29 protein-coding genes are annotated in these 23,548 nt (G+C 59.9%); 19 read left to right on the forward strand and 10 right to left on the reverse strand.

Annotation, left to right across the window (positions count from 1 at the left end):
- Positions 1-40 precede the first annotated feature (40 nt).
- The 7 genes from gshB to MEB48_RS19850 all read left to right on the forward strand — a co-directional run bounded on the left by gshB (position 41) and on the right by MEB48_RS19850 (position 6,051).
- Positions 41-994 (forward strand): glutathione synthase, encoded by a 954-nt coding sequence (gshB, locus tag MEB48_RS19820; RefSeq protein WP_123500226.1) that lies wholly within the window; start codon positions 41-43, stop codon positions 992-994.
- Positions 995-1,058: 64 nt separating this feature from the next.
- Complete coding sequence (locus MEB48_RS19825; RefSeq protein WP_237885646.1) at positions 1,059-1,958, forward strand: energy transducer TonB; 900 nt, start codon at positions 1,059-1,061, stop codon at positions 1,956-1,958.
- A gap of 180 nt (positions 1,959-2,138) precedes the next feature.
- Positions 2,139-2,711 carry a YqgE/AlgH family protein gene (locus MEB48_RS19830; RefSeq protein ID WP_237885647.1) on the forward strand — a complete coding sequence of 191 codons (573 nt, stop codon included), beginning with the start codon at positions 2,139-2,141 and terminating at the stop codon, positions 2,709-2,711.
- Positions 2,711-3,148 (forward strand): Holliday junction resolvase RuvX, encoded by a 438-nt coding sequence (ruvX, locus tag MEB48_RS19835; RefSeq protein ID WP_007897947.1) that lies wholly within the window; start codon positions 2,711-2,713, stop codon positions 3,146-3,148. The genes MEB48_RS19830 and ruvX overlap by 1 nt, the downstream gene beginning before the upstream one ends.
- Positions 3,149-3,247: 99 nt before the next feature.
- Positions 3,248-3,751, forward strand: coding sequence for a bifunctional pyr operon transcriptional regulator/uracil phosphoribosyltransferase PyrR (pyrR, locus tag MEB48_RS19840; protein ID WP_008068126.1), 504 nt, complete (start codon positions 3,248-3,250; stop codon positions 3,749-3,751).
- Positions 3,752-3,778: 27 nt separating this feature from the next.
- Positions 3,779-4,783: an aspartate carbamoyltransferase catalytic subunit gene (locus MEB48_RS19845; RefSeq protein ID WP_007897943.1), complete on the forward strand. Its 1,005-nt coding sequence runs from the start codon at positions 3,779-3,781 to the stop codon at positions 4,781-4,783.
- On the forward strand, positions 4,780-6,051 hold the full coding sequence (locus MEB48_RS19850) for a dihydroorotase (RefSeq protein ID WP_237885648.1): 1,272 nt from the start codon (positions 4,780-4,782) through the stop codon (positions 6,049-6,051). Before MEB48_RS19845 ends, MEB48_RS19850 begins: the two co-directional genes overlap by 4 nt.
- Positions 6,052-6,099: 48 nt before the next feature.
- Here the strand turns inward: MEB48_RS19850 and MEB48_RS19855 are convergent, their stop codons facing one another.
- Positions 6,100-6,519, reverse strand: a complete 420-nt coding sequence (locus tag MEB48_RS19855; RefSeq protein ID WP_237885649.1) for an NINE protein — start codon at positions 6,517-6,519, stop codon at positions 6,100-6,102.
- 249 nt (positions 6,520-6,768) lie between these two features.
- Here MEB48_RS19855 and MEB48_RS19860 point away from each other — a divergent pair, with 249 nt between their 5' ends.
- On the forward strand, positions 6,769-7,389 hold the full coding sequence (locus tag MEB48_RS19860; protein ID WP_237885650.1) for a C40 family peptidase: 621 nt from the start codon (positions 6,769-6,771) through the stop codon (positions 7,387-7,389).
- 130 nt (positions 7,390-7,519) lie between these two features.
- On the opposite strand, the gene MEB48_RS19865 is transcribed toward MEB48_RS19860, so the two are convergent.
- Entirely contained in the window at positions 7,520-8,554 is a 1,035-nt protein-coding gene (locus MEB48_RS19865) for a type IV pilus twitching motility protein PilT (RefSeq protein ID WP_095052526.1), read from the reverse strand.
- Positions 8,555-8,611: 57 nt separating this feature from the next.
- Between MEB48_RS19865 and MEB48_RS19870 the strand changes: the two genes are divergently transcribed.
- The 10 genes from MEB48_RS19870 (at position 8,612) to MEB48_RS19915 (ending at position 15,614) form a co-directional block, all read left to right on the forward strand.
- Positions 8,612-9,298, forward strand: coding sequence for a YggS family pyridoxal phosphate-dependent enzyme (locus MEB48_RS19870; protein WP_237885651.1), 687 nt, complete (start codon positions 8,612-8,614; stop codon positions 9,296-9,298).
- Positions 9,299-9,334: 36 nt separating this feature from the next.
- Positions 9,335-10,153: a pyrroline-5-carboxylate reductase gene (gene proC, locus MEB48_RS19875; RefSeq protein ID WP_237885652.1), complete on the forward strand. Its 819-nt coding sequence runs from the start codon at positions 9,335-9,337 to the stop codon at positions 10,151-10,153.
- Between the two features lie 25 nt (positions 10,154-10,178).
- Positions 10,179-10,766 carry a YggT family protein gene (locus tag MEB48_RS19880; RefSeq protein WP_237885653.1) on the forward strand — a complete coding sequence of 196 codons (588 nt, stop codon included), beginning with the start codon at positions 10,179-10,181 and terminating at the stop codon, positions 10,764-10,766.
- Positions 10,766-11,062: a DUF167 domain-containing protein gene (locus tag MEB48_RS19885; protein WP_149659730.1), complete on the forward strand. Its 297-nt coding sequence runs from the start codon at positions 10,766-10,768 to the stop codon at positions 11,060-11,062. The genes MEB48_RS19880 and MEB48_RS19885 overlap by 1 nt, the downstream gene beginning before the upstream one ends.
- A gap of 195 nt (positions 11,063-11,257) precedes the next feature.
- A complete protein-coding gene (gene metX, locus MEB48_RS19890) occupies positions 11,258-12,397 on the forward strand; it encodes a homoserine O-succinyltransferase MetX (RefSeq protein ID WP_237885654.1) in 1,140 nt (379 codons plus the stop codon).
- Positions 12,398-12,404: 7 nt separating this feature from the next.
- The gene (gene metW, locus MEB48_RS19895; RefSeq protein ID WP_030130163.1) at positions 12,405-13,025 is read left to right on the forward strand and encodes a methionine biosynthesis protein MetW; all 621 of its coding nucleotides are present in this window, start codon (positions 12,405-12,407) and stop codon (positions 13,023-13,025) included.
- Between the two features lie 26 nt (positions 13,026-13,051).
- The gene (locus MEB48_RS19900; RefSeq protein WP_237885655.1) at positions 13,052-13,486 is read left to right on the forward strand and encodes a DUF4426 domain-containing protein; all 435 of its coding nucleotides are present in this window, start codon (positions 13,052-13,054) and stop codon (positions 13,484-13,486) included.
- Entirely contained in the window at positions 13,483-14,079 is a 597-nt protein-coding gene (rdgB, locus tag MEB48_RS19905) for an RdgB/HAM1 family non-canonical purine NTP pyrophosphatase (RefSeq protein WP_237885656.1), read from the forward strand. Before MEB48_RS19900 ends, rdgB begins: the two co-directional genes overlap by 4 nt.
- Positions 14,076-15,281: a radical SAM family heme chaperone HemW gene (gene hemW, locus MEB48_RS19910; protein WP_237885657.1), complete on the forward strand. Its 1,206-nt coding sequence runs from the start codon at positions 14,076-14,078 to the stop codon at positions 15,279-15,281. Before rdgB ends, hemW begins: the two co-directional genes overlap by 4 nt.
- 9 nt (positions 15,282-15,290) lie before the next feature.
- On the forward strand, positions 15,291-15,614 hold the full coding sequence (locus MEB48_RS19915) for a DUF3392 domain-containing protein (protein WP_237885658.1): 324 nt from the start codon (positions 15,291-15,293) through the stop codon (positions 15,612-15,614).
- 128 nt (positions 15,615-15,742) lie between these two features.
- On the opposite strand, the gene trmB is transcribed toward MEB48_RS19915, so the two are convergent.
- From trmB to MEB48_RS19935, 4 genes are all read right to left on the reverse strand, one after another.
- Positions 15,743-16,468, reverse strand: coding sequence for a tRNA (guanosine(46)-N7)-methyltransferase TrmB (gene trmB / locus MEB48_RS19920; RefSeq protein WP_046029724.1), 726 nt, complete (start codon positions 16,466-16,468; stop codon positions 15,743-15,745).
- Positions 16,469-16,477: 9 nt separating this feature from the next.
- Positions 16,478-17,272, reverse strand: coding sequence for a thiazole synthase (locus MEB48_RS19925; protein ID WP_007897902.1), 795 nt, complete (start codon positions 17,270-17,272; stop codon positions 16,478-16,480).
- 60 nt (positions 17,273-17,332) lie between these two features.
- The gene (thiS, locus tag MEB48_RS19930) at positions 17,333-17,533 is read right to left on the reverse strand and encodes a sulfur carrier protein ThiS (RefSeq protein ID WP_007897898.1); all 201 of its coding nucleotides are present in this window, start codon (positions 17,531-17,533) and stop codon (positions 17,333-17,335) included.
- A gap of 183 nt (positions 17,534-17,716) precedes the next feature.
- Positions 17,717-18,088 (reverse strand): DUF423 domain-containing protein, encoded by a 372-nt coding sequence (locus MEB48_RS19935; protein WP_237885659.1) that lies wholly within the window; start codon positions 18,086-18,088, stop codon positions 17,717-17,719.
- A gap of 74 nt (positions 18,089-18,162) precedes the next feature.
- Between MEB48_RS19935 and mtgA the strand changes: the two genes are divergently transcribed.
- Positions 18,163-18,885, forward strand: coding sequence for a monofunctional biosynthetic peptidoglycan transglycosylase (mtgA, locus tag MEB48_RS19940; protein WP_237885660.1), 723 nt, complete (start codon positions 18,163-18,165; stop codon positions 18,883-18,885).
- A 191-nt stretch (positions 18,886-19,076) separates the two neighbouring features.
- Here mtgA and rpoH read toward each other — a convergent pair whose 3' ends face one another.
- The 4 genes from rpoH to ftsY all read right to left on the reverse strand — a co-directional run bounded on the left by rpoH (position 19,077) and on the right by ftsY (position 23,276).
- Positions 19,077-19,931: an RNA polymerase sigma factor RpoH gene (gene rpoH / locus MEB48_RS19945; protein ID WP_007897890.1), complete on the reverse strand. Its 855-nt coding sequence runs from the start codon at positions 19,929-19,931 to the stop codon at positions 19,077-19,079.
- Between the two features lie 113 nt (positions 19,932-20,044).
- Complete coding sequence (gene ftsX, locus MEB48_RS19950; protein WP_237885661.1) at positions 20,045-21,067, reverse strand: permease-like cell division protein FtsX; 1,023 nt, start codon at positions 21,065-21,067, stop codon at positions 20,045-20,047.
- Entirely contained in the window at positions 21,064-21,735 is a 672-nt protein-coding gene (ftsE, locus tag MEB48_RS19955; protein WP_007897888.1) for a cell division ATP-binding protein FtsE, read from the reverse strand. The genes ftsX and ftsE overlap by 4 nt, the downstream gene beginning before the upstream one ends.
- Positions 21,732-23,276 (reverse strand): signal recognition particle-docking protein FtsY, encoded by a 1,545-nt coding sequence (gene ftsY, locus MEB48_RS19960; protein WP_237885662.1) that lies wholly within the window; start codon positions 23,274-23,276, stop codon positions 21,732-21,734. Before ftsY ends, ftsE begins: the two co-directional genes overlap by 4 nt.
- Between the last annotated feature and the right edge of the window lie 272 nt (positions 23,277-23,548).

Here is a 23,548-nt window from a genome sequence, read left to right on the forward strand (position 1 = left end):
TTTTCACAACACTTTCCACCCCAATTTCGAGGAAAAACCCATGAGCGTTCGCGTCGGGATTGTCATGGATCCTATTGCCAGCATCTCCTATAAAAAGGATAGCTCGCTGGCCATGCTGCTGGCCGCGCAAAAGCGCGGCTGGGAACTGTTCTATATGGAACAGCGCGATTTGTATCAGGCCGAAGGCGAGGCTCGCGGGCGGATGCGTCCGCTGAAGGTGTTCGCCAACCCGGAAAAATGGTTTGAGCTGGGCGCCGAAAGCGATGCGCTGCTGAGCGATCTGGATGTGATCCTGATGCGCAAGGATCCGCCGTTCGACATGGAATTCGTCTATTCCACGTATTTGCTGGAACAAGCGGAAAATGCCGGCGTGTTGGTGGTCAACAAGCCGCAAAGCCTGCGTGACTGCAACGAGAAACTGTTCGCCACGCTGTTCCCGCAGTGCACGCCGCCGACCATCGTCAGCCGTCGTCCGGACGTGTTGCGTGAATTCGCCGACCATCACGGTGACGTGATCCTCAAGCCGCTGGACGGCATGGGCGGTTCGTCGATCTTCCGTCACACCGCTGGTCATCCGAACCTGTCGGTGATTCTCGAAACCCTGACCTTGCATGGTCGGCAGCAGATCATGATCCAGGGTTACCTGCCGGCGATCGTCGATGGCGACAAACGCATCCTGATGATCGACGGCGAGCCGGTGGATTACTGCCTGGCACGAATTCCCGCGCTCGGTGAAACCCGTGGCAACCTCGCCGCCGGTGGCCGTGGCGAAGCCCGACCGCTGACCGAGAAAGATCGCTGGATCGCCGCACAAGTCGGCCCGACCCTGCGCGAGAAAGGCCTGCTGTTCGTCGGTCTGGATGTGATCGGTGAGCATCTGACCGAAATCAATGTCACCAGCCCGACCTGCATTCGCGAGATCGATAACGCGTTCGGTACCGACATCGGTGGCCTGCTGATGGATGCCATCGATCAGAAGCTCAAGGCTCGTTGATAAGCCAAACCAACATTGCGTTATCATGCCCGGCCCGTGAAAACGCGATGTTGGTTTCCTTGTTATGACACTCCCAGCCGACCTGCCCGCTGAACTCGCCCATCGTGGCGTGCGCCCGGCCGATCGCCTCGGCTTTACCCTGTTTCTCGCGGCGCTGATTCACCTGGCCTTGCTGTTGGGCGTCGGGTTCACCATGGTCGAACCCCAGCAAATCAGCAAAACCCTGGAAATCACCCTCGCCACTTTCAAAAGCGAAAAGAAGCCTGCGAAAGCTGATTTTCTCGCCCAGGAAAATCAGGAAGGCAGCGGCACCCTGGAGAAAAAGGCGATTCCCAAGACCACCGAGGTCGCGCCCTTCCAGGACAACAAGGTGCAGCCAGTTACTCCACCGCCGGCGGCCAAACCTCAAGTGCAGGAAGCCGCGCCCAAGGCATCTGTGACCACCGTCGCGCCGAAGCCGAAAAAAGCCGCCAGCAAGACTGAAGAACCCAAGCCCCTGACCAAACCCCAAGTGGCGGCACCGACGTTCGACAGCGCGCAGCTGTCCAGTGACATCGCCAGCCTGGAAGCGGAATTGGCCAATGAACAACAGCTGTATGCCAAGCGCCCACGCATCCACCGTTTGAGCGCCGCTTCGACCATGCGCGACAAGGGTGCCTGGTACAAAGATGAATGGCGCAAGAAGGTCGAGCGCATCGGCAACCTCAACTACCCCGACGAAGCACGGCGCAAACAGATTTATGGCAATTTGCGACTGATGGTCTCGATCAATCGCGACGGCTCATTGTATGAAGTGCTGGTGCTGGAATCGTCCGGCCAGCCGCTGCTGGACCAGGCGGCGCAGCGCATCGTGAGGCTGGCGGCGCCTTTTGCACCGTTTACCGGGGATCTGTCGGACATCGATCGGCTGGAAATCATCCGTACCTGGAAGTTTGCGCGTGGGGACAGACTCTCCAGTAACTGACCACCACAAAACCCCTGTGGGAGCGGGCTTGCTCGCGAAGGCGTCGGGGCAGTCGACATCAATGTTGAATGTACCGCCCTCTTCGCGAGCAAGCCCGCTCCCACATTTGGTCTGTGCCGACTGCCAAATTGCGGCATCCCCGGCTTGTCAGTTCGCCCCTCCAACGCCACACTAGCGCTCATGAAGAACGTCAGCCCCAGCTACCTCAAGCATCACTTCCTGATCGCCATGCCTCATATGGCCGACCCGAACTTTGCGCACACCTTGACCTACATCGTCGAGCACACGGCCAATGGTGCCATGGGGCTGGTGGTCAACCGGCCGCAGGACCTGAACCTGGCCGATATCCTCGAGCAATTGCGCCCCGATATCGAGCCGCCGGTCCTCTGCCAGCACGTGCCGATCTTTATTGGCGGCCCGGTACAAACCGATCGCGGTTTTGTCCTGCACCCGTCGGGGAAAACCTATCAGGCGACCGTTGATCTGGACGGCGAGTTATCGCTGTCGACCTCGCAGGACGTGCTGTTCGCCATCGCCGACGGCGTCGGCCCCGCGAAAAGCCTGATCACCCTCGGCTACGCCGGTTGGGAAGCCGGTCAATTGGAAGCCGAACTGGCTGACAACGCCTGGCTGACTTGCCCGTTCCACGCCGACATCCTGTTCAACACCAGCAGCGAATTGCGCCTTGAAGCGGCGGCCAGACATCTGGGTATCAATCTCAGTTTGCTCACCAGCCAGGCGGGGCACGCCTGATGGCCCTGCGGCTGATTTTGGGTTTCGACTACGGCACCAAACAGATCGGCGTTGCGGTCGGTCAGGTGATTACCGGCCAGGCCCGCGAGCTGTGCACCTTGAAGGCACAAAACGGCATTCCCGACTGGAATCAGGTCGAAGCCCTGATTAAAGAGTGGAAACCCGACGCTGTGGTGGTCGGTCTGCCGCTGAACATGGATGGCACGCCGAGCGACATGTGCCTGCGGGCAGAGAAGTTCGCCCGGCGCCTGAACGGCCGCTACAACCTGCCCTTTTATACGCACGACGAGCGCCTGACCACCTTCGAGGCCAAGGGCGAACGTCTGGTCCGGGGCGGCCAGAAAGGCAGTTACCGCGACAACCCGGTCGATGCCATCGCCGCCGCGCTACTGTTGCAAGGCTGGCTCGACGAAAACACCGCGCTGTTCGAATCCTGAGCGTACCTAATTCTGAAGAGCCGCTGCGGCGTCTCCCTTAGCTACAACCCCAGCCACCACTCAAGCAGCATCCGGCTGGGGACAAAGAAGGAGCAAACCATGAGCCTGCCCAATCCCGCCGAACTGATCAGCCAGATGGCGATCCGTCTAGACACCTATCTGGCCAAACGGGGCATCAGCGAACCGCGCTACATCGGCATTCGGACCGGTGGCGTCTGGGTAGCGCAGGCGTTGCTCGATGAACTGGGCAGCGATTCGCCCTTGGGCACCCTGGATGTTTCGTTCTACCGCGATGATTTCAGCCAGAACGGCCTGCACCCTCAAGTACGCCCTTCGGCACTGCCGTTCGAGATCGAAGGCCAGCATCTGGTGCTGATCGATGACGTGTTGATGAGCGGTCGGACCATCCGCGCCGCGATGAACGAACTCTTCGACTACGGTCGCCCGGCCAGTGTGACGCTGGTATGCCTGCTGGACCTGGACGCCGGTGAACTGCCGATCCGCCCGAACGTGGTTGGCGCGACTCTGTCGCTGGCAGCCCATGAGCGCGTGAAGCTGTCCGGCCCGGAACTCAAGCTCGAACTTCAAGACCTCGCCCTTTAATTCGCCCTATTGAGAGTCCCCCTCGCGATGACGCCTCTAGAAACCAAGCGCCCGCTGCAGCTCAATGATCAGGGCCAGCTGCGCCACTTCCTCTCGCTCGACGGTTTGCGCCGCGAGCTGCTGACGGAAATCCTCGACACCGCCGACTCGTTCCTCGAAGTGGGTGCCCGGGCGGTGAAGAAAGTTCCGTTGCTGCGCGGCAAGACCGTGTGCAACGTGTTCTTCGAGAACTCCACCCGTACCCGCACTACCTTCGAACTGGCGGCCCAGCGGCTGTCGGCCGACGTGATCACCCTGAACGTATCCACGTCGTCGGCGAGCAAGGGCGAAACCCTGCTCGATACCCTGCGCAACCTGGAAGCCATGGCCGCCGACATGTTCGTCGTGCGTCACGGTGATTCCGGCGCGGCGCACTTCATCGCCGAACATGTCTGCCCGCAAGTGGCGATCATCAACGGCGGCGACGGCCGTCACGCCCACCCGACCCAGGGCATGCTCGACATGCTCACCATCCGTCGGCACAAGGGCGGCTTCGAGAATCTCTCGGTAGCTATCGTCGGCGACATCCTGCACTCGCGGGTTGCACGCTCGAACATGCTGGCGCTGAAAACCCTCGGCTGCCCGGACATCCGCGTAATCGCGCCGAAAACCCTGCTGCCGATCGGCATCGAGCAATATGGCGTGAAGGTCTACACCGACATGACCGAAGGCCTGAAAGACGTCGATGTGGTGATCATGCTGCGCTTGCAGCGTGAGCGCATGACCGGCGGCCTGCTGCCAAGCGAAGGCGAGTTCTATCGCCTGTTCGGCCTGACCACCGCGCGTCTGGCCGGAGCCAAACCGGATTGCATCGTCATGCACCCGGGGCCGATCAACCGTGGGGTGGAAATTGAGTCGGCGGTGGCCGACGGTCCGCACTCGGTGATCCTCAACCAGGTGACCTACGGCATCGCGATTCGTATGGCCGTGCTGTCCATGGCCATGAGCGGGCAAACAGCCCAGCGCCAATTCGAGCAGGAGAACGCCCAGTGAAGCTCAGCATTCTCGGCGCACGCGTTATCGATCCGGCCAGCGGTCTGGATCAAGTGACTGATATCCACGTTGAAGCCTGCAAGATCGTCGCCCTCGGCGCCGCTCCAGCGGGTTTCGTTGCAGTAGACACCATTGACGCCAAAGGTCTGGTTGCCGCCCCCGGGCTGGTTGACCTGAACGTCGCCCTGCGCGAGCCGGGTTATAGCCGTAAAGGCTCGATCGCCAGCGAAACCCGCGCAGCTGCTGCCGGTGGCGTGACCAGCCTGTGCTGCCCACCGAAAACCAAACCGGTGCTGGACACCTCGGCCGTGGCCGAACTGATCCTCGACCGCGCCCGCGAAGCCGGCAATACCAAAGTCTTCCCGATCGGCGCTCTGAGCAAAGGTCTGGATGGCGAACAGCTGGCCGAACTGGTCGCCTTGCGCGATGCCGGCTGCGTGGCTTTCGGCAATGGTCTGGAGAGCTTTCGCAACACTCGCACCCTGTGCCGGGCGCTGGAATACGCGGCGACGTTCGACCTGACGGTGATTTTCAACTCGCAGGACCATGATCTGGCCGAAGGCGGCCTGGCTCACGAAGGCCCGACTGCGAGTTTCCTCGGTTTGCCGGGCATTCCGGAAACCGCCGAAACCGTGGCCCTGGCCCGGGATCTGCTGCTGGTCGAGCAAAGCGGTGTGCGTGCGCACTTCAGCCAGCTCACCAGCGCCCGCGGTGTGGCGCTGATCGCCCAGGCCCAGGCCCGTGGCTTGAAGGTCACGGCGGACGTGGCGTTGTATCAGCTGATCCTCACCGACGAAGCACTGATCGATTTCAGCAGCCTCTATCACGTCCAGCCGCCGCTGCGCACCCGCGCGGACCGCGACGGCCTGCGGGCAGCGGTGAAGTCTGGGGTGGTCTCGGCCATCTCCAGCCATCACCAGCCCCATGAACGTGATGCCAAACTGGCGCCGTTCGGCGCGACCGAGCCGGGCATCAGCAGTGTTGAATTGCTGCTGCCGCTGGCGATGACCTTGGTGGAAGACGGTTTGCTCGACTTACCGACGCTGCTCGCACGCTTGGGCGCCGGTCCTGCCGAGGCGTTGCGCCTGCCGGCGGGCAAGCTGGCGGTGGGTGGGCCTGCAGATATCGTACTGTTCGACCCTGCGGCCTCGACCGTGGCCGGTGAAACCTGGCTGTCCAAGGGCGAAAACTGCCCGTTCATTGGTCACAGCCTGCCGGGTCTGGTGCGTTACACCCTGGTGGATGGGCGGATCAGCCACCAAGCGTAAGCGCAATCTGATCGTTCCCACGCAGAGCGTGGGAACGATCATCATTAATCAGCGGTTCTGCGCATTGCGAACCGACACCTGATCATTCAACGTCCAGAAGTCATACAACACCCCCAGAAAGAACAACCCGCCCGTCACCAGGTACAGCAAGCCGCTGATCCACTTCCCCTGATACATCCGGTGCACACCAAAGATTCCCAGAAACGTCAGGAGAATCCACGCCACGTTGTATTCGATGGGTCCGGCGGTAAAGCGCAGGTCCGCTTCACGATCCATGGCCGGGATCAGAAACAGGTCAATCAGCCAGCCAATGCCCAGCAAACCGAAAGTGAAAAACCAGATCGTCCCGGTCACCGGTTTGCCGTAATAGAAACGATGAGCCCCGGTAAAACCGAAAATCCACAGTAGATAACCGATCACTTTGCTATGGGTGTCTTGCTGTGAAACGGGATGTCGATAGGTGTTCATGGATGACCTCGATTCACGCGATAGAGAAATATTCTTGAATTTCTTGTGACTTTTTTACCAATGACCGACATACGGCAAATATGAGCTGCATCCCCTTCAAACCCTTATGCTCACGGACTTCTGTCCGACAATCACGTCAATTTTCTGCTTATTTGGTTCCGTTGCCAGCAAAGTGAATCGACCAACGGCCACGGGAGGGGGAAAAAAGCTGTTATAAAGTTGCGCGTTCACTATCTACGAGCCTTGCTGATGCGTTCATTTTTCAAGACCTGGCTAACCATTTGCCTATTATTGCCTCTGGCCGCCCACGCCACCAACCGTGAGCAACGTCTTCCTAACGTTAATGGTTTCACCCCGAAATCTCATGTTTCTGCTCCTTCAAGCAAAAACAAACAGACTGTAAAACGCTCTCCTCAATTGAGCGGCGCCAACCGCAATCTGGTGCCGCCAATGGCCACCAAGGAAAGCAGCAACGTATTGAGCCGTGCGGTAAACGTGCTCGGTACGCCTTATCGTTGGGGTGGCAGCAGCCCAAGTAAAGGGTTCGATTGCAGCGGCCTGGTGAAATACGCGTTCAATGACGCCACGTTTGACCTGCCTCGTACCTCTAATGCCATGGCCAGCGGTCATGGCGAGAAAGTCGATCGCAACGATCTGAAGCCAGGCGACCTGATTTTCTTCAAACTCAAGAGCCGCCGGGTCAATCATGTTGCCATCTACCTGGGTAACGACCGCTTCATCCACGCTCCACGCCGTGGCAAGTCGGTGAGCATCGACACCCTGAAGAAACCGTACTGGGAAAGCCACTACGTAGTTGCCAAGCGGGTTCTGCCCAAAGAACAGAATGCTTTGCGGGTTGTTCAGCGTTGATCCGACACTGATCGTTCCCACGCTCTGCGTGGGAATGCAGCCCGGGACGCTCCGCGTCCCCTGCCAAAGCGGACGCGGAGCGTCCATTGAGGCATTCCCACGCAGAGCGTGGGAACGATCAAACTCCCCCTCAGAAATTATCCGGCGACCGCGCCTTCTCCCGCGCATGTTCGCGGCTGATCACGCCCTTGGTCACCAACTCCTTCAAGCACATATCCAGCGTCTGCATCCCCAGCGACCCTCCGGTCTGAATCGACGAGTACATCTGCGCCACCTTGTCTTCGCGGATCAGGTTACGGATCGCCGAAGTGCCGATCATGATTTCGTGGGCGGCAATCCGCCCGCCGCCGATTTTCTTGATCAATGTCTGGGACACCACCGCCAGCAATGATTCAGAGAGCATCGAACGCACCATCGATTTCTCGTCGCCCGGAAACACGTCCACGACTCGGTCGATGGTTTTCGCCGCCGATGTGGTGTGCAACGTGCCAAACACCAGATGGCCGGTCTCAGCGGCGGTCAACGCCAGCCGGATGGTCTCCAGATCACGCATTTCCCCCACCAGAATCACGTCCGGGTCTTCGCGCAGGGCCGAACGCAGGGCCGTGGCGAAGCTGCGGGTATCACGATGGACTTCGCGCTGATTGATCAGGCATTTGCGCGATTCGTGGACGAACTCGATCGGGTCTTCGATGGTGAGGATGTGATGATGGCGATGGTTGTTCAGGTAATCGATCATCGCCGCCAGTGTGGTGGATTTACCGGAGCCGGTTGGGCCAGTCACCAGCACCAGACCCCGGGGCGCTTCGGTAATCTTGCGAAACACTTCCCCCATGCCCAGGTCGTCCATGCTCAGAACCTTGGACGGGATGGTCCGAAATACCGCGCCAGCACCACGGTTCTGGTTGAAGGCATTGACCCGAAAACGCGCCACGCCAGGCACTTCGAAGGAAAAATCGGTTTCAAGATGCTTCTCGAAGTCCACCCGCTGGAGGTCGTTCATGATGTCGTAGATCAGATCATGCACTTCCTTGTGGTCCAGAGCCGGCAGGTTGATGCGTCGCACATCGCCGTCGACACGGATCATCGGTGGCAGGCCGGCGGACAGGTGCAGGTCGGACGCGCCTTGTTTGGCGCTGAAAGCCAGCAGCTCAGTGATATCCATAGCGCTCCTCAATTCCAGTAGAATGCCGCGAACCTCAGACCCGCTGGCGCCTCTTGAATGTCCACGATAGCAGACAACATCCTTCAGGTTAGTTCGCGTATCCAGGCTGCGACCGAAGCCGCCCACCGCGACCAAGGCAGCGTGCAACTGCTGGCCGTGAGCAAGACCAAGCCCGCCGAGGCCTTGCGTGAAGCCTATGCAGCCGGAATCCGCGACTTTGGTGAAAACTACCTGCAGGAAGCCCTGAGCAAACAGCTCGAATTGGCCGACCTGCCCTTGATCTGGCACTTTATCGGCCCCATTCAATCGAACAAGACTCGTGCTATCGCCGAGCATTTCGACTGGGTGCATTCCGTGGATCGCTTGAAAATCGCACAACGCCTGTCCGAACAACGCCCTGCCGATTTGCCGCCATTGAACATCTGCATCCAGGTCAACGTCAGTGGTGAAGCCAGCAAGTCCGGCTGCACCCCGGCCGACCTGCCCGCCCTGGCCAATGCCATCAGCGCTCTGCCGCGCTTGAAATTGCGCGGGCTGATGGCGATTCCCGAGCCGACTGAAGATCGCGCCGCCCAGGATGCAGCCTTTGCTGCCGTACAGAGCCTGCAAGCCAGCCTGAACCTGCCACTCGACACACTTTCCATGGGCATGAGCCACGACCTCGAGTCGGCCATTGCTATGGGCGCCACTTGGGTTCGTATCGGTACGGCTCTATTTGGTGCCCGCGACTACCCCCAGCCTTGAAACAATGGCTGACACCACTCTTTATAAGGACCTGACATGAGCAAGACTCGTATTGCCTTTATCGGTGCCGGCAACATGGCCGCCAGCCTGATCGGCGGCCTGCGCGCCAAAGGTCTGGACGCCGCGCAGATCCGCGCCAGCGATCCGGGTGAAGAAACCCGTGCCCGCGTGAGCGCCGAACACGGCATCGAAATGTTTGCCGACAACGCCCAAGCCATTGAGGGCGTGGACGTGATCGTGCTGGCGGTCAAACCCCAGGCGATGAAAACCGTTTGTGAAGCCATTCGCCCAAGCCTCAAGCCCAATCAACTGGTGGTCTCGATTGCGGCCGGCATCACCTGCGCCAGCATGAACAACTGGCTTGGCGCCCAGCCTATCGTGCGCTGCATGCCCAACACCCCGGCGCTGCTGCGTCAGGGCGTGAGCGGTTTATTCGCCACCGGCGAAGTGAGCGCCGCACAACGCCAGCAAGCGGAAGAACTGCTGTCGGCGGTGGGCATTGCCCTGTGGCTGGACGAAGAGCAGCAACTGGACGCGGTGACCGCCGTTTCCGGCTCGGGCCCGGCGTATTTCTTCCTGCTGATCGAAGCCATGACCGCCGCTGGCGTGAAGCTCGGCCTGCCAGCGGACATCGCCGCACAACTGACCGTGCAAACCGCGTTGGGCGCAGCACATATGGCGGTCGCCAGTGATGTCGACGCGGCAGAATTGCGTCGCCGCGTGACCTCGCCTGCGGGCACCACCGAAGCGGCGATCAAGTCATTCCAGGCCGACGGCTTCGAAGCCCTGGTCGAAAAAGCACTCGGCGCCGCTGCGCACCGCTCGGCCGAAATGGCCGAGCAACTGGGTCGTTAATCAGCTCTTACAAAGGAATTCAACGATGCTCGGACTCAATGACGCTGCCATTTTCATCATCAAGACCTTGGGCAGCCTGTACCTGCTGATCGTGCTGTTGCGCTTCATTCTTCAATTGGTTCGGGCGAATTTTTACAACCCGCTCTGCCAATTCATCGTGAAAGCCACTCAACCGCTGCTCAAGCCCTTGCGCCGGGTCATCCCGAGCATGTTCGGCCTGGACATGTCATCACTGGTACTGGCGCTGATCGTGCAGATGGTGCTGATAGCCGTCATCCTGCTACTCAAAGGCTTCGAGGTCGATTGGCTGCTTTTGGTGCCTTGGGCACTGATCGCCATCTTCTCGCTGTTTTTGAGTGTGCTGTTCTACGCGATGATCATCAGTGTGATTCTGTCCTGGGTCGCCCCGGGCAGTCACAATCCGGGCGCAGAACTGGTCGCTCAGATAACCGAACCGGTACTCGCCCCGTTCCGCCGTATCGTGCCAAACCTGGGCGGCCTCGACATCTCGCCGATCTTCGCGTTTATCGCGATCCAGCTGGTGCAAAGCTGGCTGATCCCACGCCTTGCGTACTATGCCCTCATGCCTCAGGGACTGCTCGGGCTGATCTGATGAGCTACTTTCGCTGGGACGGTGATGATCTGATTCTGGAATGTCACCTGCAACCGGCGGCCCGCAGCGATGATTTCTGCGGGCTGCATGGCGATCGATTAAAGATTCGCCTGACCGCCCCGCCCGTTGAAGGCAAGGCCAATGCGTATCTGATGGCGTTTCTGGCCAAGGCGTTCGGGGTTTCCAAGAGTCAGGTGAGCTTGATCAGCGGAGAGCTGAACCGGCAGAAGCGGGTGCGGATCTGTTCGCCGAAGAAGCTGCCGGAATTGCCAGATCTGGTGCGCCCGGCAGGCTGACCGTTGATCGTTCCCACGCTCCGCGTGGGAATGCAGCCCGGGACGCTCCGCGTCCCCACCGAAGCGGACGCAGAGCGTCCATTGAGGCATTCCCACGCGGAGCGTGGGAACGATCATAAATCAGGCCCGGCCTTTGCTTGCCGCTAGCCACAGCGGTCTTTAGACTTACGCCTCATTTCAATGAGAGCAGGGTCGATGCCAGCTGCCTTCCCCCCCGATTCTGTTGGTCTGGTGACGCCGCAAGTGGCGCACTTCAGTGAACCCCTGGCCCTGGCCTGCGGCCGTTCGCTGCCCGCCTATGACCTGATCTACGAAACCTATGGCACGCTGAACGCCAAGGCGAGCAACGCCGTGCTGATCTGCCACGCCTTGTCTGGTCACCATCATGCCGCCGGCTTCCACAGCCCCGACGACCGCAAACCCGGTTGGTGGGACAGCTGCATCGGCCCCGGCAAACCGATCGACACCAACAAGTTCTTCGTGGTCAGCCTGAACAACCTCGGCGGTTGCAACGGTTCCACCGGCCCCAGCAGCATCAACCCGGACACCGGCAAGCCGTTCGGCGCCGATTTCCCGGTACTGACCGTAGAAGACTGGGTGCATAGCCAGGCACGCCTCGCCGACCTGCTCGGCATCCGCCAATGGGCGGCGGTGATCGGCGGCAGCCTCGGCGGCATGCAGGCCTTGCAGTGGACAATCACCTACCCGGACCGTGTGCGGCACTGCCTGGCGATTGCCTCGGCACCGAAACTGTCGGCACAGAACATTGCGTTCAACGAAGTTGCACGTCAGGCGATCCTCACCGACCCGGAGTTCCACGGCGGCTCGTTCCAGGAAGCGGGTGTGATCCCCAAGCGCGGGCTGATGCTGGCGCGGATGGTCGGGCACATTACCTACCTGTCCGACGACTCCATGGGCGAAAAATTCGGTCGCGGCCTGAAGAGCGAAAAACTCAACTACGACTTCCACAGCGTCGAGTTCCAGGTCGAAAGCTACCTGCGTTATCAGGGCGAGGAGTTTTCCGGGCGTTTCGACGCCAACACTTATCTGCTGATGACCAAGGCGCTGGACTACTTCGACCCGGCGGCGAACTTCGACGATGACCTGGCGAAAACCTTCGCCGATGCCCAGGCCAGGTTCTGCGTGATCTCTTTCACCACCGACTGGCGCTTCTCCCCTGCCCGCTCGCGGGAACTGGTGGACGCGCTGATGGCGGCCAGGAAAGACGTCTGCTACCTGGAGATCGACGCTCCGCAAGGCCACGACGCCTTCCTGATTCCGATCCCGCGTTACTTGCAGGCCTTCAGCAATTACATGAACCGTATAGCGCTTTGAGGAAGACATGAGAGCCGATCTGGAAATCATCCAGGAATGGATCCCCGCCGGCAGCCGCGTGCTCGACCTCGGTTGCGGTGACGGCGAATTGCTGACCTGGCTGCGCGACCACAAACAGGTCACCGGCTATGGCCTGGAAAACGACCCGGACAACATTGCTGAGTGCGTGGCCAAGGGCATCAACGTCATTGAGCAGGACCTGGACAAGGGCCTGGGCAACTTCGCCAGCAACAGCTTCGACATCGTGGTCATGACCCAGGCCCTGCAAGCCGTGCATTACCCGGACAAGATCCTCGACGAAATGTTGCGGGTCGGTCGCCAGTGCATCATCACCTTCCCCAACTTCGGTCACTGGCGCTGCCGCTGGTACCTGGCGAGCAAGGGCCGGATGCCGGTCTCCGATTTTCTGCCATATACCTGGTACAACACGCCAAACATTCACTTCTGCACCTTTGAAGACTTTGAGGCACTGTGCCGCGAACGCGAAGCCAAGGTCATTGATCGGCTTGCCGTGGATCAACAGCATCGGCACGGGTGGGCCAGTAAGCTATGGCCTAATCTGTTAGGTGAGATCGGCATCTACCGCGTCAGCAGCCCCGGTCTGCCGGACCACAAGGTCGCGGTCTGAATCACGACACTTCGAGGAGAACGATCATGGGTCGTCTAGCGCTGTTTTTACTCACTGCCTGCCTGAGCGTCACCGCCACGGCCGCCGATGTCATCAAGGGCGAGCGCAAGGAAACCTTTGGCGATGTGACGGTGCATTACAACACCTTCAATTCCACTTTCCTGACACCGGATATCGCCAAAGCGGCCGAGCTGAACCGCAGCAAGAATCAGGGCGTGATCAACGTCTCGGTACTCAAGGATGGTAAACCACAGACAGCTCAGGTCAGCGGCTCGGTCAAAGACCTGACCAGCCAAAGCATCCCGCTGAAGTTCAAACAGATCACCGAAACAGGCGCGGTGTACTACATCGCCCAGTTCCCGGTGGATCAGCAGGAAATCCGTACCTTTGACATCAAGGTGCAGACCGGCGACAAAACCAACACCATCAGCTTCCAACAAGAGCTTTTCCCCGGCCAATGATGAATTTCACGCAACTCGTACTGGCCAGCCATAACGCCGGCAAACTCAAGGAACTCCAGGCCATGCTCGGCGAATCGGTGCACTTGCGCTCGATTGGCGAGTTCAGCAGCATCGAGCCTGAAGAAACCGGCCTGTCGTTCGTCGAGAACGCCATTCTCAAGGCCCGCAATGCCTCACGCATTTCCGGCCTGCCGGCCTTGGCCGACGATTCGGGGCTGGCAGTAGATTTCCTCGGCGGTGCACCGGGTATCTATTCGGCCCGTTACGCTGACGGTAAAGGCGATGCGGCGAACAACGCCAAACTGCTCGACGTGTTGAAAGACGTGCCTGAAGCAGAACGCGGTGCGCAGTTCGTCTGCGTATTGGCGCTGGTGCGTCATGCCGACGATCCGTTGCCGATTCTCTGCGAAGGCCTGTGGCACGGGCGCATCCTGACCCAGGCCAGCGGCGAACACGGTTTCGGCTACGATCCGCTGTTCTGGGTGCCGGAGCGTGAATGCTCCAGCGCCGAACTGAGCCCGAGCGACAAGAACCAGATCAGTCACCGCGCCCGTGCAATGGATCTGCTGCGCCAGCGTCTGGGCTTGAAATGACCCGTGAATCATCCGCATCGCCGCTGATCTTCGGCGGCGCCGCACAGTCGCCTCGAGCGGCCCTGCCCGTGCTGCCACCCCTGGCGCTGTACATCCACATCCCGTGGTGTGTACGCAAATGCCCTTATTGCGACTTCAACTCCCACACTGCCAGCCCGGTGCTGCCGGAAGAAGAATATGTCGACGCCTTGCTGGCCGACCTCGATCAAGACCTGCATGCAGTCTATGGCCGTGAGCTGAGTTCGATCTTCTTCGGTGGCGGCACGCCGAGCCTGTTCAGTGCCGAGGCGCTGGGTCGTTTGCTCAAGGGCGTCGAGCAACGTATTCCGTTTGCCAGCGACATCGAAATCACCCTGGAAGCCAATCCCGGGACGTTCGAGCAGGAAAAGTTCGTCGCTTACCGGGCGTTGGGCATCAATCGCCTGTCGATCGGCATCCAGAGTTTTCAGGAAGAGAAACTCAAGGCCCTGGGGCGGATTCACAACGGCGATGAAGCCGTGCGTGCCGCCGGCATGGCCCGTCAGGCCGGCTTCGACAACTTCAATCTGGACCTGATGCATGGCTTGCCCGATCAGTCCCTGGACGATGCCCTGAATGACCTGCGCCAGGCCATTGCCCTGAAACCGACGCACCTGTCCTGGTATCAGCTGACGCTGGAGCCGAACACGGTGTTCTGGAACCAGCCGCCGACGCTGCCGGAAGACGACACCCTGTGGGATATTCAAGAGGCCGGTCAGGCACTGCTGGCCGAACACGGTTACGCGCAATACGAAGTCTCGGCCTATGCCCAACCCGGCCGTCCGGCGCGGCATAACCTCAATTACTGGAGTTTCGGCGACTTCATCGGCATCGGCGCGGGCGCCCACGGCAAACTCAGCCATCCGGACGGGCGCATCGTGCGCACCTGGAAGACCCGCCTGCCGAAGGACTATCTCAACCCCGCCAAGAGCTTTAAGGCCGGCGAGAAAGCCCTGACCAATGAAGAGCTGCCCTTCGAGTTCCTGATGAACGCCTTGCGCCTGACCGAGGGCGTCGAAGCGCGGTTGTATCCGGAGCGCACCGGGCTGCCCCTGGAAAGCCTCGCCGAAGGCCGTCGCGAGGCCGAACAAAGTGGCTTGTTGCAGGTCGAACCGTCACGTCTGGCGGCCACGTTGCGCGGACAACTCTTTCTCAATGACTTGCTGCAGAATTTTCTGACATAAGGAAATCGAATGGATCTGGTACTCGACCTGCTCGCCACCGTGTCCCGCTGGAGCCGTAGCAACCTGTCGGAAATCTCTCTGGCGCTGGTGGGCTGTTTGCTGGTGCTGTTTGGCGCCGACATCAAAGGCTGGGTCGACCAACGCTTGGGCAACATCGCAGGCGCCTTGCGCGTCCCGCTGATGGCCCTGCTGTGCATGGTCGGCAGCGGCGTGGCACTGATCTATGCAACGCCCTGGATCATCAAAGGCCTGAGCCAGTTCAACAACTACAGCCTGGCGCCGGTGCTGTTGGTGGTGCTGGTGTTGATCGGCGTCGTAGCCGATCGCCGCTGAGGGCTGACGATCGTTCCCACGCTCTGCGTGGGAATGCAGCCAGGGACGCTCCGCGTCCCATTCAGAGCCGAACGCGGAGCGTCCGTTGAGGCATTCCCACGCGGAGCGTGGGAACGATCAGTACACGCTTAGGACTGTTTTTCGAACTTCAAATCCCATACGCCATGCCCAAGACGTTCGCCACGACGTTCGAACTTGGTGATCGGGCGTTCGGCCGGGCGCGGGACGCATTTGCCGTCTTCGGCGAGGTTGCGATAGCCCGGCGCGACGTTCATCACTTCCAGCATGTACTCGGCGTACGGTTCCCAGTCGGTGGCCATGTGCAACACACCGCCGACCTTCAACTTGCTGCGCACCAGTTCAGCGAACGATGCCTGAACGATACGACGCTTGTGGTGACGGCTCTTGTGCCACGGGTCCGGGAAAAACAGCATCAGGCGATCAAGGCTATTGTCGGCGATGCAACGGTTGAGCACTTCGATCGCATCGCAATCGTAGACGCGCAGGTTGGTCAGGCCCTGAGTCAGCACGCCATTGAGCAGCGCGCCGACACCCGGACGGTGAACCTCAACGCCAATGAAATCTTGCTCCGGCGAGGCCGCGGCCATTTCCAGCAGCGAATGGCCCATGCCGAAACCGATTTCCAGCGAGCGCGGTGCCGAGCGACCGAACACCTGATCGAAGTCCACCGGCGCATCGGCCAGTGGTAGGACGAACAGCGGCGTACCCTGCTCCAGGCCTTTTTGCTGGCCTTCGGTCATGCGCCCGGCGCGCATCACGAAACTCTTGATGCGGCGGTGTTGGCGCTCTTCGCCTTCTTCCGTCTGGATAGGCGTGTCGTTCGATTCAGTCATCAATGGCTCTTACTTGATCAGACCATCCAGCGGCGAGGAGGCGCTGGCATAGAGTTTTTTCGGCATGCGGCCAGCGAGGTAGGCCAGACGGCCCGCGACGATGGCGTGTTTCATGGCTTCGGCCATCATGATCGGTTGCTGGGCATGGGCGATGGCCGAGTTCATCAGCACCGCTTCGCAACCCAATTCCATGGCGATGGTGGCGTCGGAAGCGGTGCCGACACCGGCATCTACCAACACCGGGATCTTGGCTTCTTCGAGGATGATCTGCAGGTTGTACGGGTTGCAGATGCCCAAACCCGTACCAATCAGACCGGCCAGCGGCATGACCGCGATGCAGCCGATTTCCGCCAGTTGACGGGCAATGATCGGGTCATCGCTGGTGTACACCATCACGTCGAAGCCTTCCTTGACCAGCACTTCGGCGGCCTTGAGGGTTTCGATCACGTTAGGGAACAGGGTTTTCTGATCCGCCAGCACTTCCAGCTTCACCAGGTTGTGGCCGCCGAGCAGCTCACGGGCCAGGCGGCAGGTGCGCACAGCCTCGGTAGCGTCGAAGCAACCGGCGGTGTTGGGCAAGAAGGTGTAGCGATCCGGCGACAGGACTTCGAGCAGGTTCGGTTCGCCTGGGTTCTGACCGAGATTGGTACGGCGCACGGCGAAGGTAACGATCTCGGCACCCGAGGCTTCGATGGCCAGGCGGGTTTCTTCCATGTCACGGTACTTGCCGGTGCCTACCAGCAAACGCGACTGGTAGGTACGACCGGCCAGGACGAAGGGCTTGTCGCTACGAACGATGCTCATGGGAAATCCTCTGTTGGGATGAGGTTCTTGCAGAATTCTGTGCCCTTGAGGGCCGGACGACTAGCCGCCGCCGATGGCATGGACCACTTCGACGGAATCGCCGTCGTTCAGCGTGGTTTCTGCGTGCTGGCTGCGCGGGACGATATCCAGATTGAGCTCGACCGCCACCCGGCGCCCGGTCAGCTCCAGGCGAGTCAGCAGGGCCGCAACGGTTTCACCGTCGGGCAGTTCAAGGGATTCGCCGTTCAATTGAATGCGCATACCGAATGCCGCCATCATTTTTAGGGGCTGGCATTCTAGCCCGATCAGTCGGGCCGACCCAAGCCATTCGTCTTGAAATGGACAGACGCACCACGGTCCTGTGGGAGCTGGCTTGCCAGCGAAAAGTCCCGCACGCTGTGCATCGCCCCTGAAGACGCCTTCGCCGGCAAGCCGGCTCCTACATCAGCTCAACCGCCAGGCGGCGAGCCCCAGGCAAACCCAGCCGACCAAGAACGCCAGGCCACCAAAGGGCGTAACGATCCCGAGCTTGCTGACGCCGGTCATCGTCAGCAGGTACAGGCTGCCGGAAAACAACAGAATGCCGATAGCAAATGATGCTCCGGCCCAAGTAATCAGTCGACCGGGAATCTGCGTGGCCAGCAGCGCCACACCCAGCAACGCCAAGGTGTGCACCAGTTGATAGTTGACGCCTGTATGGAAAATCGCCAGATACTCGGCGCTCAGGCGGCTTTTCAGGCCATGAGCGGCGAATGCGCCCAAAGCAACACCGGTGAAGCCGAAAAAGGCAGCCAGCATCAGGAAGCCACGCAACATGAAAAACTCCAGTCCGACTCGATCAACAGGGTCTGTATAATGGCCGGCTCAACGGGTTCGGCCAAGCCATCTCTATGCTGCAGTTATTTTTCCGTCGCTTCACGAAGGCCCTGCTCTGGTTCGCGGGCGGCAGCGTATTGCTGGTGTTGCTGTTTCGGGTGGTGCCGCCACCGGGAACGGCGCTGATGGTCGAGCGCAAGATCGAATCCTGGTTCGACGGCGAACCCATCGACCTGCAACGCACCTGGAAACCCTGGGAGGAAATCTCTGACGACCTGAAAGTCGCGGTGATTGCCGGTGAAGACCAGAAGTTTCCCGAACATTGGGGCTTTGATATCGGCGCGATTCAGGCGGCGTTTGCGCATAACGAGCGCGGCGGCTCGATTCGTGGCGCCAGCACTCTGAGCCAGCAAGTATCGAAGAACCTGTTTCTGTGGTCTGGCCGCAGCTGGCTGCGCAAAGGCCTGGAGGCCTGGTTTACCGGGCTGATCGAGGTGTTGTGGCCCAAGCAGCGGATTCTTGAGGTGTACCTCAATAGCGTCGAATGGGATGAAGGCGTGTTTGGCGCCGAAGCGGCGGCCCGGCATCACTTTGGTATGGGCGCCCGTTCGCTGTCTCGGCAGCAGTCGAGCTTGCTGGCCGCTGTATTGCCGAACCCGCGGGTGTGGAGTGCCAGTCATCCAACCTCTTACGTTGCAAGACGGGCCGGGTGGATTCGGCAGCAGATGAGTCAGTTGGGTGGGGACAGCTATCTGCTCGGGCTCAACGATTCGCGTCGGGCACCTTGGTCCCAGTAACGCTAAAGATCCCCTGTGGGAGCGGGCTTGCTCGCGAATGCGGTGTGTCATTCAGCTTTGATGTTGACTGATACACCGCATTCGCGAGCAAGCCCGCTCCCACATTGGTTTTGTGGTTAACAGGAATATTGAGTACAAACAAAAACGCCCCGATCAATGATCGGGGCGTTTTTTTATTGCCGGTGCGCAGGTTACGCCGCAATCGACAACTTGAGCTTGTTCATCGCGCTCTTCTCGAGCTGACGAATACGCTCGGCCGACACGTTGTACTTCTGCGCCAGGTCGTGCAGCGTGGCTTTTTCTTCTGCCAGCCAGCGCTGGTAGAGGATGTCGCGGCTGCGGTCGTCCAGCACTTCAAGCGCTTCGTGCAGGTTGTGGTTGGAGTTGTCGCTCCAGTCGGCATCTTCCAGCTGACGGGCCGGGTCGTACCGGTGGTCTTCCAGGTAGTTGGCCGGCGACTGGAATGCACTGTCGTCGTCTGCTTCCGCTGCCGGGTCGAAAGCCATGTCATGGCCGGTCAGGCGACTTTCCATCTCGCGCACTTCCCGCGGCTCTACGCCGAGGCTTTCCGCCACGCGATGGACTTCTTCGTTGTTCAGCCAGGCCAGACGTTTCTTCTGGCTGCGCAGGTTGAAGAACAACTTGCGCTGAGCCTTGGTGGTCGCGACTTTCACGATCCGCCAGTTGCGCAGGATGAACTCGTGGATTTCCGCCTTGATCCAGTGCACCGCAAAGGACACCAGGCGCACACCCATTTCCGGGTTGAAACGCTTGACCGCTTTCATCAGGCCGACGTTGCCTTCCTGAATCAGGTCAGCCTGGGCCAGGCCGTAGCCGGAATAGCTACGGGCAATGTGTACGACAAAACGCAGGTGGGCGAGCACCATCTGCCGAGCCGCCCCCAAATCCTGCTCATAATAGAGACTCTCGGCCAGTTCACGCTCCTGCTCCGGCGTCAGCAATGGAATGCTGTTCACCGTGTGCACATAGGCCTCCAGGTTCGCACCCGGGACCAGAGCATATGCAGGTTGCAAAGAATTGGTCATACGAAAAAACCTCCGACTTACATAACTCGTGCAGTTCAGCACTGCAAAAATTGACCGGAAACAAAAAAGCAAGTTCCCATAAACGCTGAAAGGTCAATCCGAGCAAAATGATATTACTTTGGCGCAAGCTCCCGCAGGTGGCGTGCGACTGCAATCCATGCACCGATATACCCCAACAGCACCGCGCCAAGCAAGAGCGATAGACCGTCGGCAGCTGGCACTCCGGCCAGCGCAAAATCACTGCCGTACAAACCGGCCAATCCAACCACCGCGTCATTCAGCCAGTTCAGGCCGAACGCCAATACGCCCCAGGAAAGAACCCCCGCACCGAAGCCATACAACGCGCCCATATACAGAAAGGGCCTGCGCACATAGCTGTCAGTGCCGCCGACGAGTTTAATCACTTCTATCTCTGTGCGGCGGTTTTCAATATGAAGACGAATGGTATTGCCTATCACCAAAAGTAATGCAGAAACCAAAAGCACGGTCAGACCGAAGACAAATCGGTCGCCCAGCTTGAGGATGGCTGCCAGACGCTCGACCCAGACTAGATCAAGTTGGGCCTGTTGTACCTTCGGCAATTCGGAAAGTTTTTGTCTCAATGCTTCAAGCGCGGGCTTGTCGACTTCATTCGGGGTCACCAAGACCACGCCCGGCAGCGGGTTTTCCGGGAGTTCCTTGAGCGCTTCGCCCAGACCGGACTGCTGCTGGAACTCTTCCAGCGCCTGATCGCGACCCACGTATTCGGCGTCGGCCACGCCCGGCATGCCTTTGATCTGCTCGCGTAACGAGTCGCCCTGTTCTGGGCTGGCATCGAGTTGCAGGTACAGGGAAATCTGCGCCGCACGCTGCCATGAACCGCCGAGACGCTCGACGTTACTCAGCAGAAGTGACAGGCCCATGGGCAAACTCAGGGCTACAGCCATCACCAAGCAGGTGAAAAAGCTACCGATCGGGTGTTTGCCCAAGCGACGCAAGCTGTCCAGCAGACTGGCACGATGGCTTTCGATCCAGGCGCGCAATAGCGTAGAGAAATCCGGGCCATCATCATCGTCGCGCTTTTTCTTCTGCGGCTGCGGATCGGCGGGTTTCGGGGCCACGCGCTCGGAAACCTTGGGGCTACGTGTTGCACTCATACGCCAGCCTCCCCATCGCCGATCAATCGGCCACGCTGCAGGGTGAGCATGCGGTGACGCATGCGGGCAATCAGTGCCAGGTCGTGACTGGCGATCAGCACACTGGTACCCAGACGGTTGATGTCTTCGAACACGCCCATGATTTCTGCCGCCAGACGCGGGTCGAGGTTACCGGTGGGTTCGTCCGCCAGCAGCAAGGCCGGACGGTGAACGATGGCGCGAGCGATGCCGACGCGCTGTTGCTGGCCGGTGGACAGGTCGCCGGGGTAGAGATCGGTTTTGTCCGAGAGCGCCACGCGCTCCAGGGCCGAGTCCACGCGCTTGGCGACTTCGGCCTTGGACAGGCCAAGGATCTGCAACGGCAACGCGACGTTGTTGAACACCGTACGATCGAACAGCAGCTGGTGATTCTGGAACACCACACCGATCTGCCGACGCAGAAACGGAATCTGCGCATTGCTGATGGTGCTCAGGTCTTGCCCTGCCAGCAGCAATTTGCCGGTGGTCGGACGCTCCATCGCCAATAACAGCCGCAACAAGGTGCTTTTGCCCGCGCCGGAATGGCCGGTGACAAACAAGAACTCGCCCCGACGGACTCGAAAGCTCAGCTCATGCAAGCCGACGTGACCATTCGGGTAGCGTTTACCGACCTGTTCGAAACGAATCATGAACGCTCCCGCTCGGCAAACAATGCCTGGACAAAGGGTTCTGCTTCAAAAGTACGCAAATCATCGATGCCTTCACCGACGCCGATGTAGCGAATCGGCAAGCCAAACTGCTTGGCCAGGGCGAAAATCACCCCGCCCTTGGCGGTGCCGTCGAGTTTGGTCAGCGCCAGGCCGGTCAGTTCAACGGTCTGGTTGAATTGCTTGGCCTGGTTGATGGCGTTCTGGCCGGTACCGGCGTCGAGCACCAGCAGCACTTCGTGCGGCGCATCGGCGTCGAGCTTGCCGATCACCCGGCGAACTTTCTTCAGTTCTTCCATCAGATTGTCTTTGGTGTGCAAACGACCGGCGGTGTCGGCGATCAGCACGTCAATACCCCGGGCCTTGGCGGCCTGCACGGCATCGAAGATGACCGAAGCCGAGTCGGCGCCAGTGTGCTGGGCGATGACCGGAATCTTGTTGCGCTCACCCCAGACCTGCAATTGCTCGACCGCTGCGGCGCGAAAGGTGTCACCGGCGGCAAGCATGACTTTCTTGCCGTCCAGTTGCAGTTTCTTCGCCAGTTTGCCAATGGTCGTGGTTTTACCGGCGCCGTTGACGCCCACCACCAGAATCACGAACGGCTTGTTCTGCGAGGTGATCTTCAGCGGCTGTTCGACGGGCTTGAGCATCGCTGCCAGCTCGGCTTGCAGGGATTTGTACAAGGCGTCGGCATCGGCCAGTTCTTTGCGAGCGACTTTCTGAGTCAGGCGTTGAATGATCACCGACGTCGCTTCGACGCCGACATCGGCGGTCAGCAGACGGGTTTCGATGTCTTCGAGCAACTCGTCATCGATGATTTTCTTGCCGAGGAACAGGCTGGCCATGCCCTCGCCAATGCTGGCGCTGGTCTTGGACAGGCCTTGCTTGAGACGGGCGAAGAAACCGGCCTTGGACTCTTCGGTACGCACAGGCTCGACCGGTGTTTCGACGGGAGCAACAGGCGCGGCGGATACAGGAGCGATGACTGGTGCAGGTGCAGGTGCAGGTGCAGGTGCAGGCTCTGGCGCTTGAACAATCGGAGCAACCGGAGCGGGAGCAACAAATGCCGGCACTTCCAGCTCTGGAACAACCGGTGCAGGCTCGGCCACGAACACGGGCTCAACGACCGACTCAACCACTGGCGCCTGAACCGGCTCAGGAGCAAATGCGATCGGGGCCGGAATCGGTGGCGTGATGTGAACCGCTTGCTCATCTTCGACCAACGCCACCGGTTCTTCCGCCACCGGCAACGTCAGCCACGGCTCGGCGGCTGGCGTCAGTGGCAACGGGGCCCCGACTACGGTTTCAGGCTCAGGATCGACCGCGGATTGCAGCACCGGCTCGGCGATCGGCAGGGCAATCGGCGCAGGCACTTGCTCCATGACCGGCGCAGGTGTTGGCTCAGGAAGTGGCTGTGGCTGTTCGACAACGGGTTCCTGCGGCTTTTTGCGCAGCCATCCGAACAGGCTTTTCTTCTCGCCAGCCGCAGCTGGGGTCTTCTTGTCGTCGTTGGAACCAAACATGGAGGACGGCTATCTCACGGTAGCGACGCGCCAAAGGGCGCTTCGGCAATAAATAATTCGATGCAAAACAGACTGCGATTCATCCAGCTTGTTCGCGCGCAATATTTTGTCGAGGTACCAACGGCACCTCAAAGATACGATTTCACAAAGGACTAGACCGGCAAAATCGGCGAAAAAGCAGAGTTTAGCTGCTAAACACATGCCTTCCGTCGCAAACCTATACAGCCTGATCAAACACAAAGGCCTGATAGGCGTGGCCGCCAGTAAAACGG

The organism is Pseudomonas sp. PGPR40 (genome assembly GCF_022014505.1).
GTDB lineage: Bacteria > Pseudomonadota > Gammaproteobacteria > Pseudomonadales > Pseudomonadaceae > Aquipseudomonas.

Coding starts and splice junctions, on each gene's coding strand:
- gshB (WP_123500226.1), top strand. CDS start 41: ATGAGCGTTCGCGTCGGGATTGTCATGGATCCTATTGCCAGCATCTCC.
- MEB48_RS19825 (WP_237885646.1), top strand. CDS start 1,059: ATGACACTCCCAGCCGACCTGCCCGCTGAACTCGCCCATCGTGGCGTG.
- MEB48_RS19830 (WP_237885647.1), top strand. CDS start 2,139: ATGAAGAACGTCAGCCCCAGCTACCTCAAGCATCACTTCCTGATCGCC.
- ruvX (WP_007897947.1), top strand. CDS start 2,711: ATGGCCCTGCGGCTGATTTTGGGTTTCGACTACGGCACCAAACAGATC.
- pyrR (WP_008068126.1), top strand. CDS start 3,248: ATGAGCCTGCCCAATCCCGCCGAACTGATCAGCCAGATGGCGATCCGT.
- MEB48_RS19845 (WP_007897943.1), top strand. CDS start 3,779: ATGACGCCTCTAGAAACCAAGCGCCCGCTGCAGCTCAATGATCAGGGC.
- MEB48_RS19855 (WP_237885649.1), bottom strand. CDS start 6,519: ATGAACACCTATCGACATCCCGTTTCACAGCAAGACACCCATAGCAAA.
- MEB48_RS19860 (WP_237885650.1), top strand. CDS start 6,769: ATGCGTTCATTTTTCAAGACCTGGCTAACCATTTGCCTATTATTGCCT.
- MEB48_RS19865 (WP_095052526.1), bottom strand. CDS start 8,554: ATGGATATCACTGAGCTGCTGGCTTTCAGCGCCAAACAAGGCGCGTCC.
- MEB48_RS19870 (WP_237885651.1), top strand. CDS start 8,612: ATGTCCACGATAGCAGACAACATCCTTCAGGTTAGTTCGCGTATCCAG.
- proC (WP_237885652.1), top strand. CDS start 9,335: ATGAGCAAGACTCGTATTGCCTTTATCGGTGCCGGCAACATGGCCGCC.
- MEB48_RS19880 (WP_237885653.1), top strand. CDS start 10,179: ATGCTCGGACTCAATGACGCTGCCATTTTCATCATCAAGACCTTGGGC.
- MEB48_RS19885 (WP_149659730.1), top strand. CDS start 10,766: ATGAGCTACTTTCGCTGGGACGGTGATGATCTGATTCTGGAATGTCAC.
- metX (WP_237885654.1), top strand. CDS start 11,258: ATGCCAGCTGCCTTCCCCCCCGATTCTGTTGGTCTGGTGACGCCGCAA.
- metW (WP_030130163.1), top strand. CDS start 12,405: ATGAGAGCCGATCTGGAAATCATCCAGGAATGGATCCCCGCCGGCAGC.
- MEB48_RS19900 (WP_237885655.1), top strand. CDS start 13,052: ATGGGTCGTCTAGCGCTGTTTTTACTCACTGCCTGCCTGAGCGTCACC.
- rdgB (WP_237885656.1), top strand. CDS start 13,483: ATGATGAATTTCACGCAACTCGTACTGGCCAGCCATAACGCCGGCAAA.
- hemW (WP_237885657.1), top strand. CDS start 14,076: ATGACCCGTGAATCATCCGCATCGCCGCTGATCTTCGGCGGCGCCGCA.
- MEB48_RS19915 (WP_237885658.1), top strand. CDS start 15,291: ATGGATCTGGTACTCGACCTGCTCGCCACCGTGTCCCGCTGGAGCCGT.
- trmB (WP_046029724.1), bottom strand. CDS start 16,468: ATGACTGAATCGAACGACACGCCTATCCAGACGGAAGAAGGCGAAGAG.
- MEB48_RS19925 (WP_007897902.1), bottom strand. CDS start 17,272: ATGAGCATCGTTCGTAGCGACAAGCCCTTCGTCCTGGCCGGTCGTACC.
- thiS (WP_007897898.1), bottom strand. CDS start 17,533: ATGCGCATTCAATTGAACGGCGAATCCCTTGAACTGCCCGACGGTGAA.
- MEB48_RS19935 (WP_237885659.1), bottom strand. CDS start 18,088: ATGTTGCGTGGCTTCCTGATGCTGGCTGCCTTTTTCGGCTTCACCGGT.
- mtgA (WP_237885660.1), top strand. CDS start 18,163: ATGCTGCAGTTATTTTTCCGTCGCTTCACGAAGGCCCTGCTCTGGTTC.
- rpoH (WP_007897890.1), bottom strand. CDS start 19,931: ATGACCAATTCTTTGCAACCTGCATATGCTCTGGTCCCGGGTGCGAAC.
- ftsX (WP_237885661.1), bottom strand. CDS start 21,067: ATGAGTGCAACACGTAGCCCCAAGGTTTCCGAGCGCGTGGCCCCGAAA.
- ftsE (WP_007897888.1), bottom strand. CDS start 21,735: ATGATTCGTTTCGAACAGGTCGGTAAACGCTACCCGAATGGTCACGTC.
- ftsY (WP_237885662.1), bottom strand. CDS start 23,276: ATGTTTGGTTCCAACGACGACAAGAAGACCCCAGCTGCGGCTGGCGAG.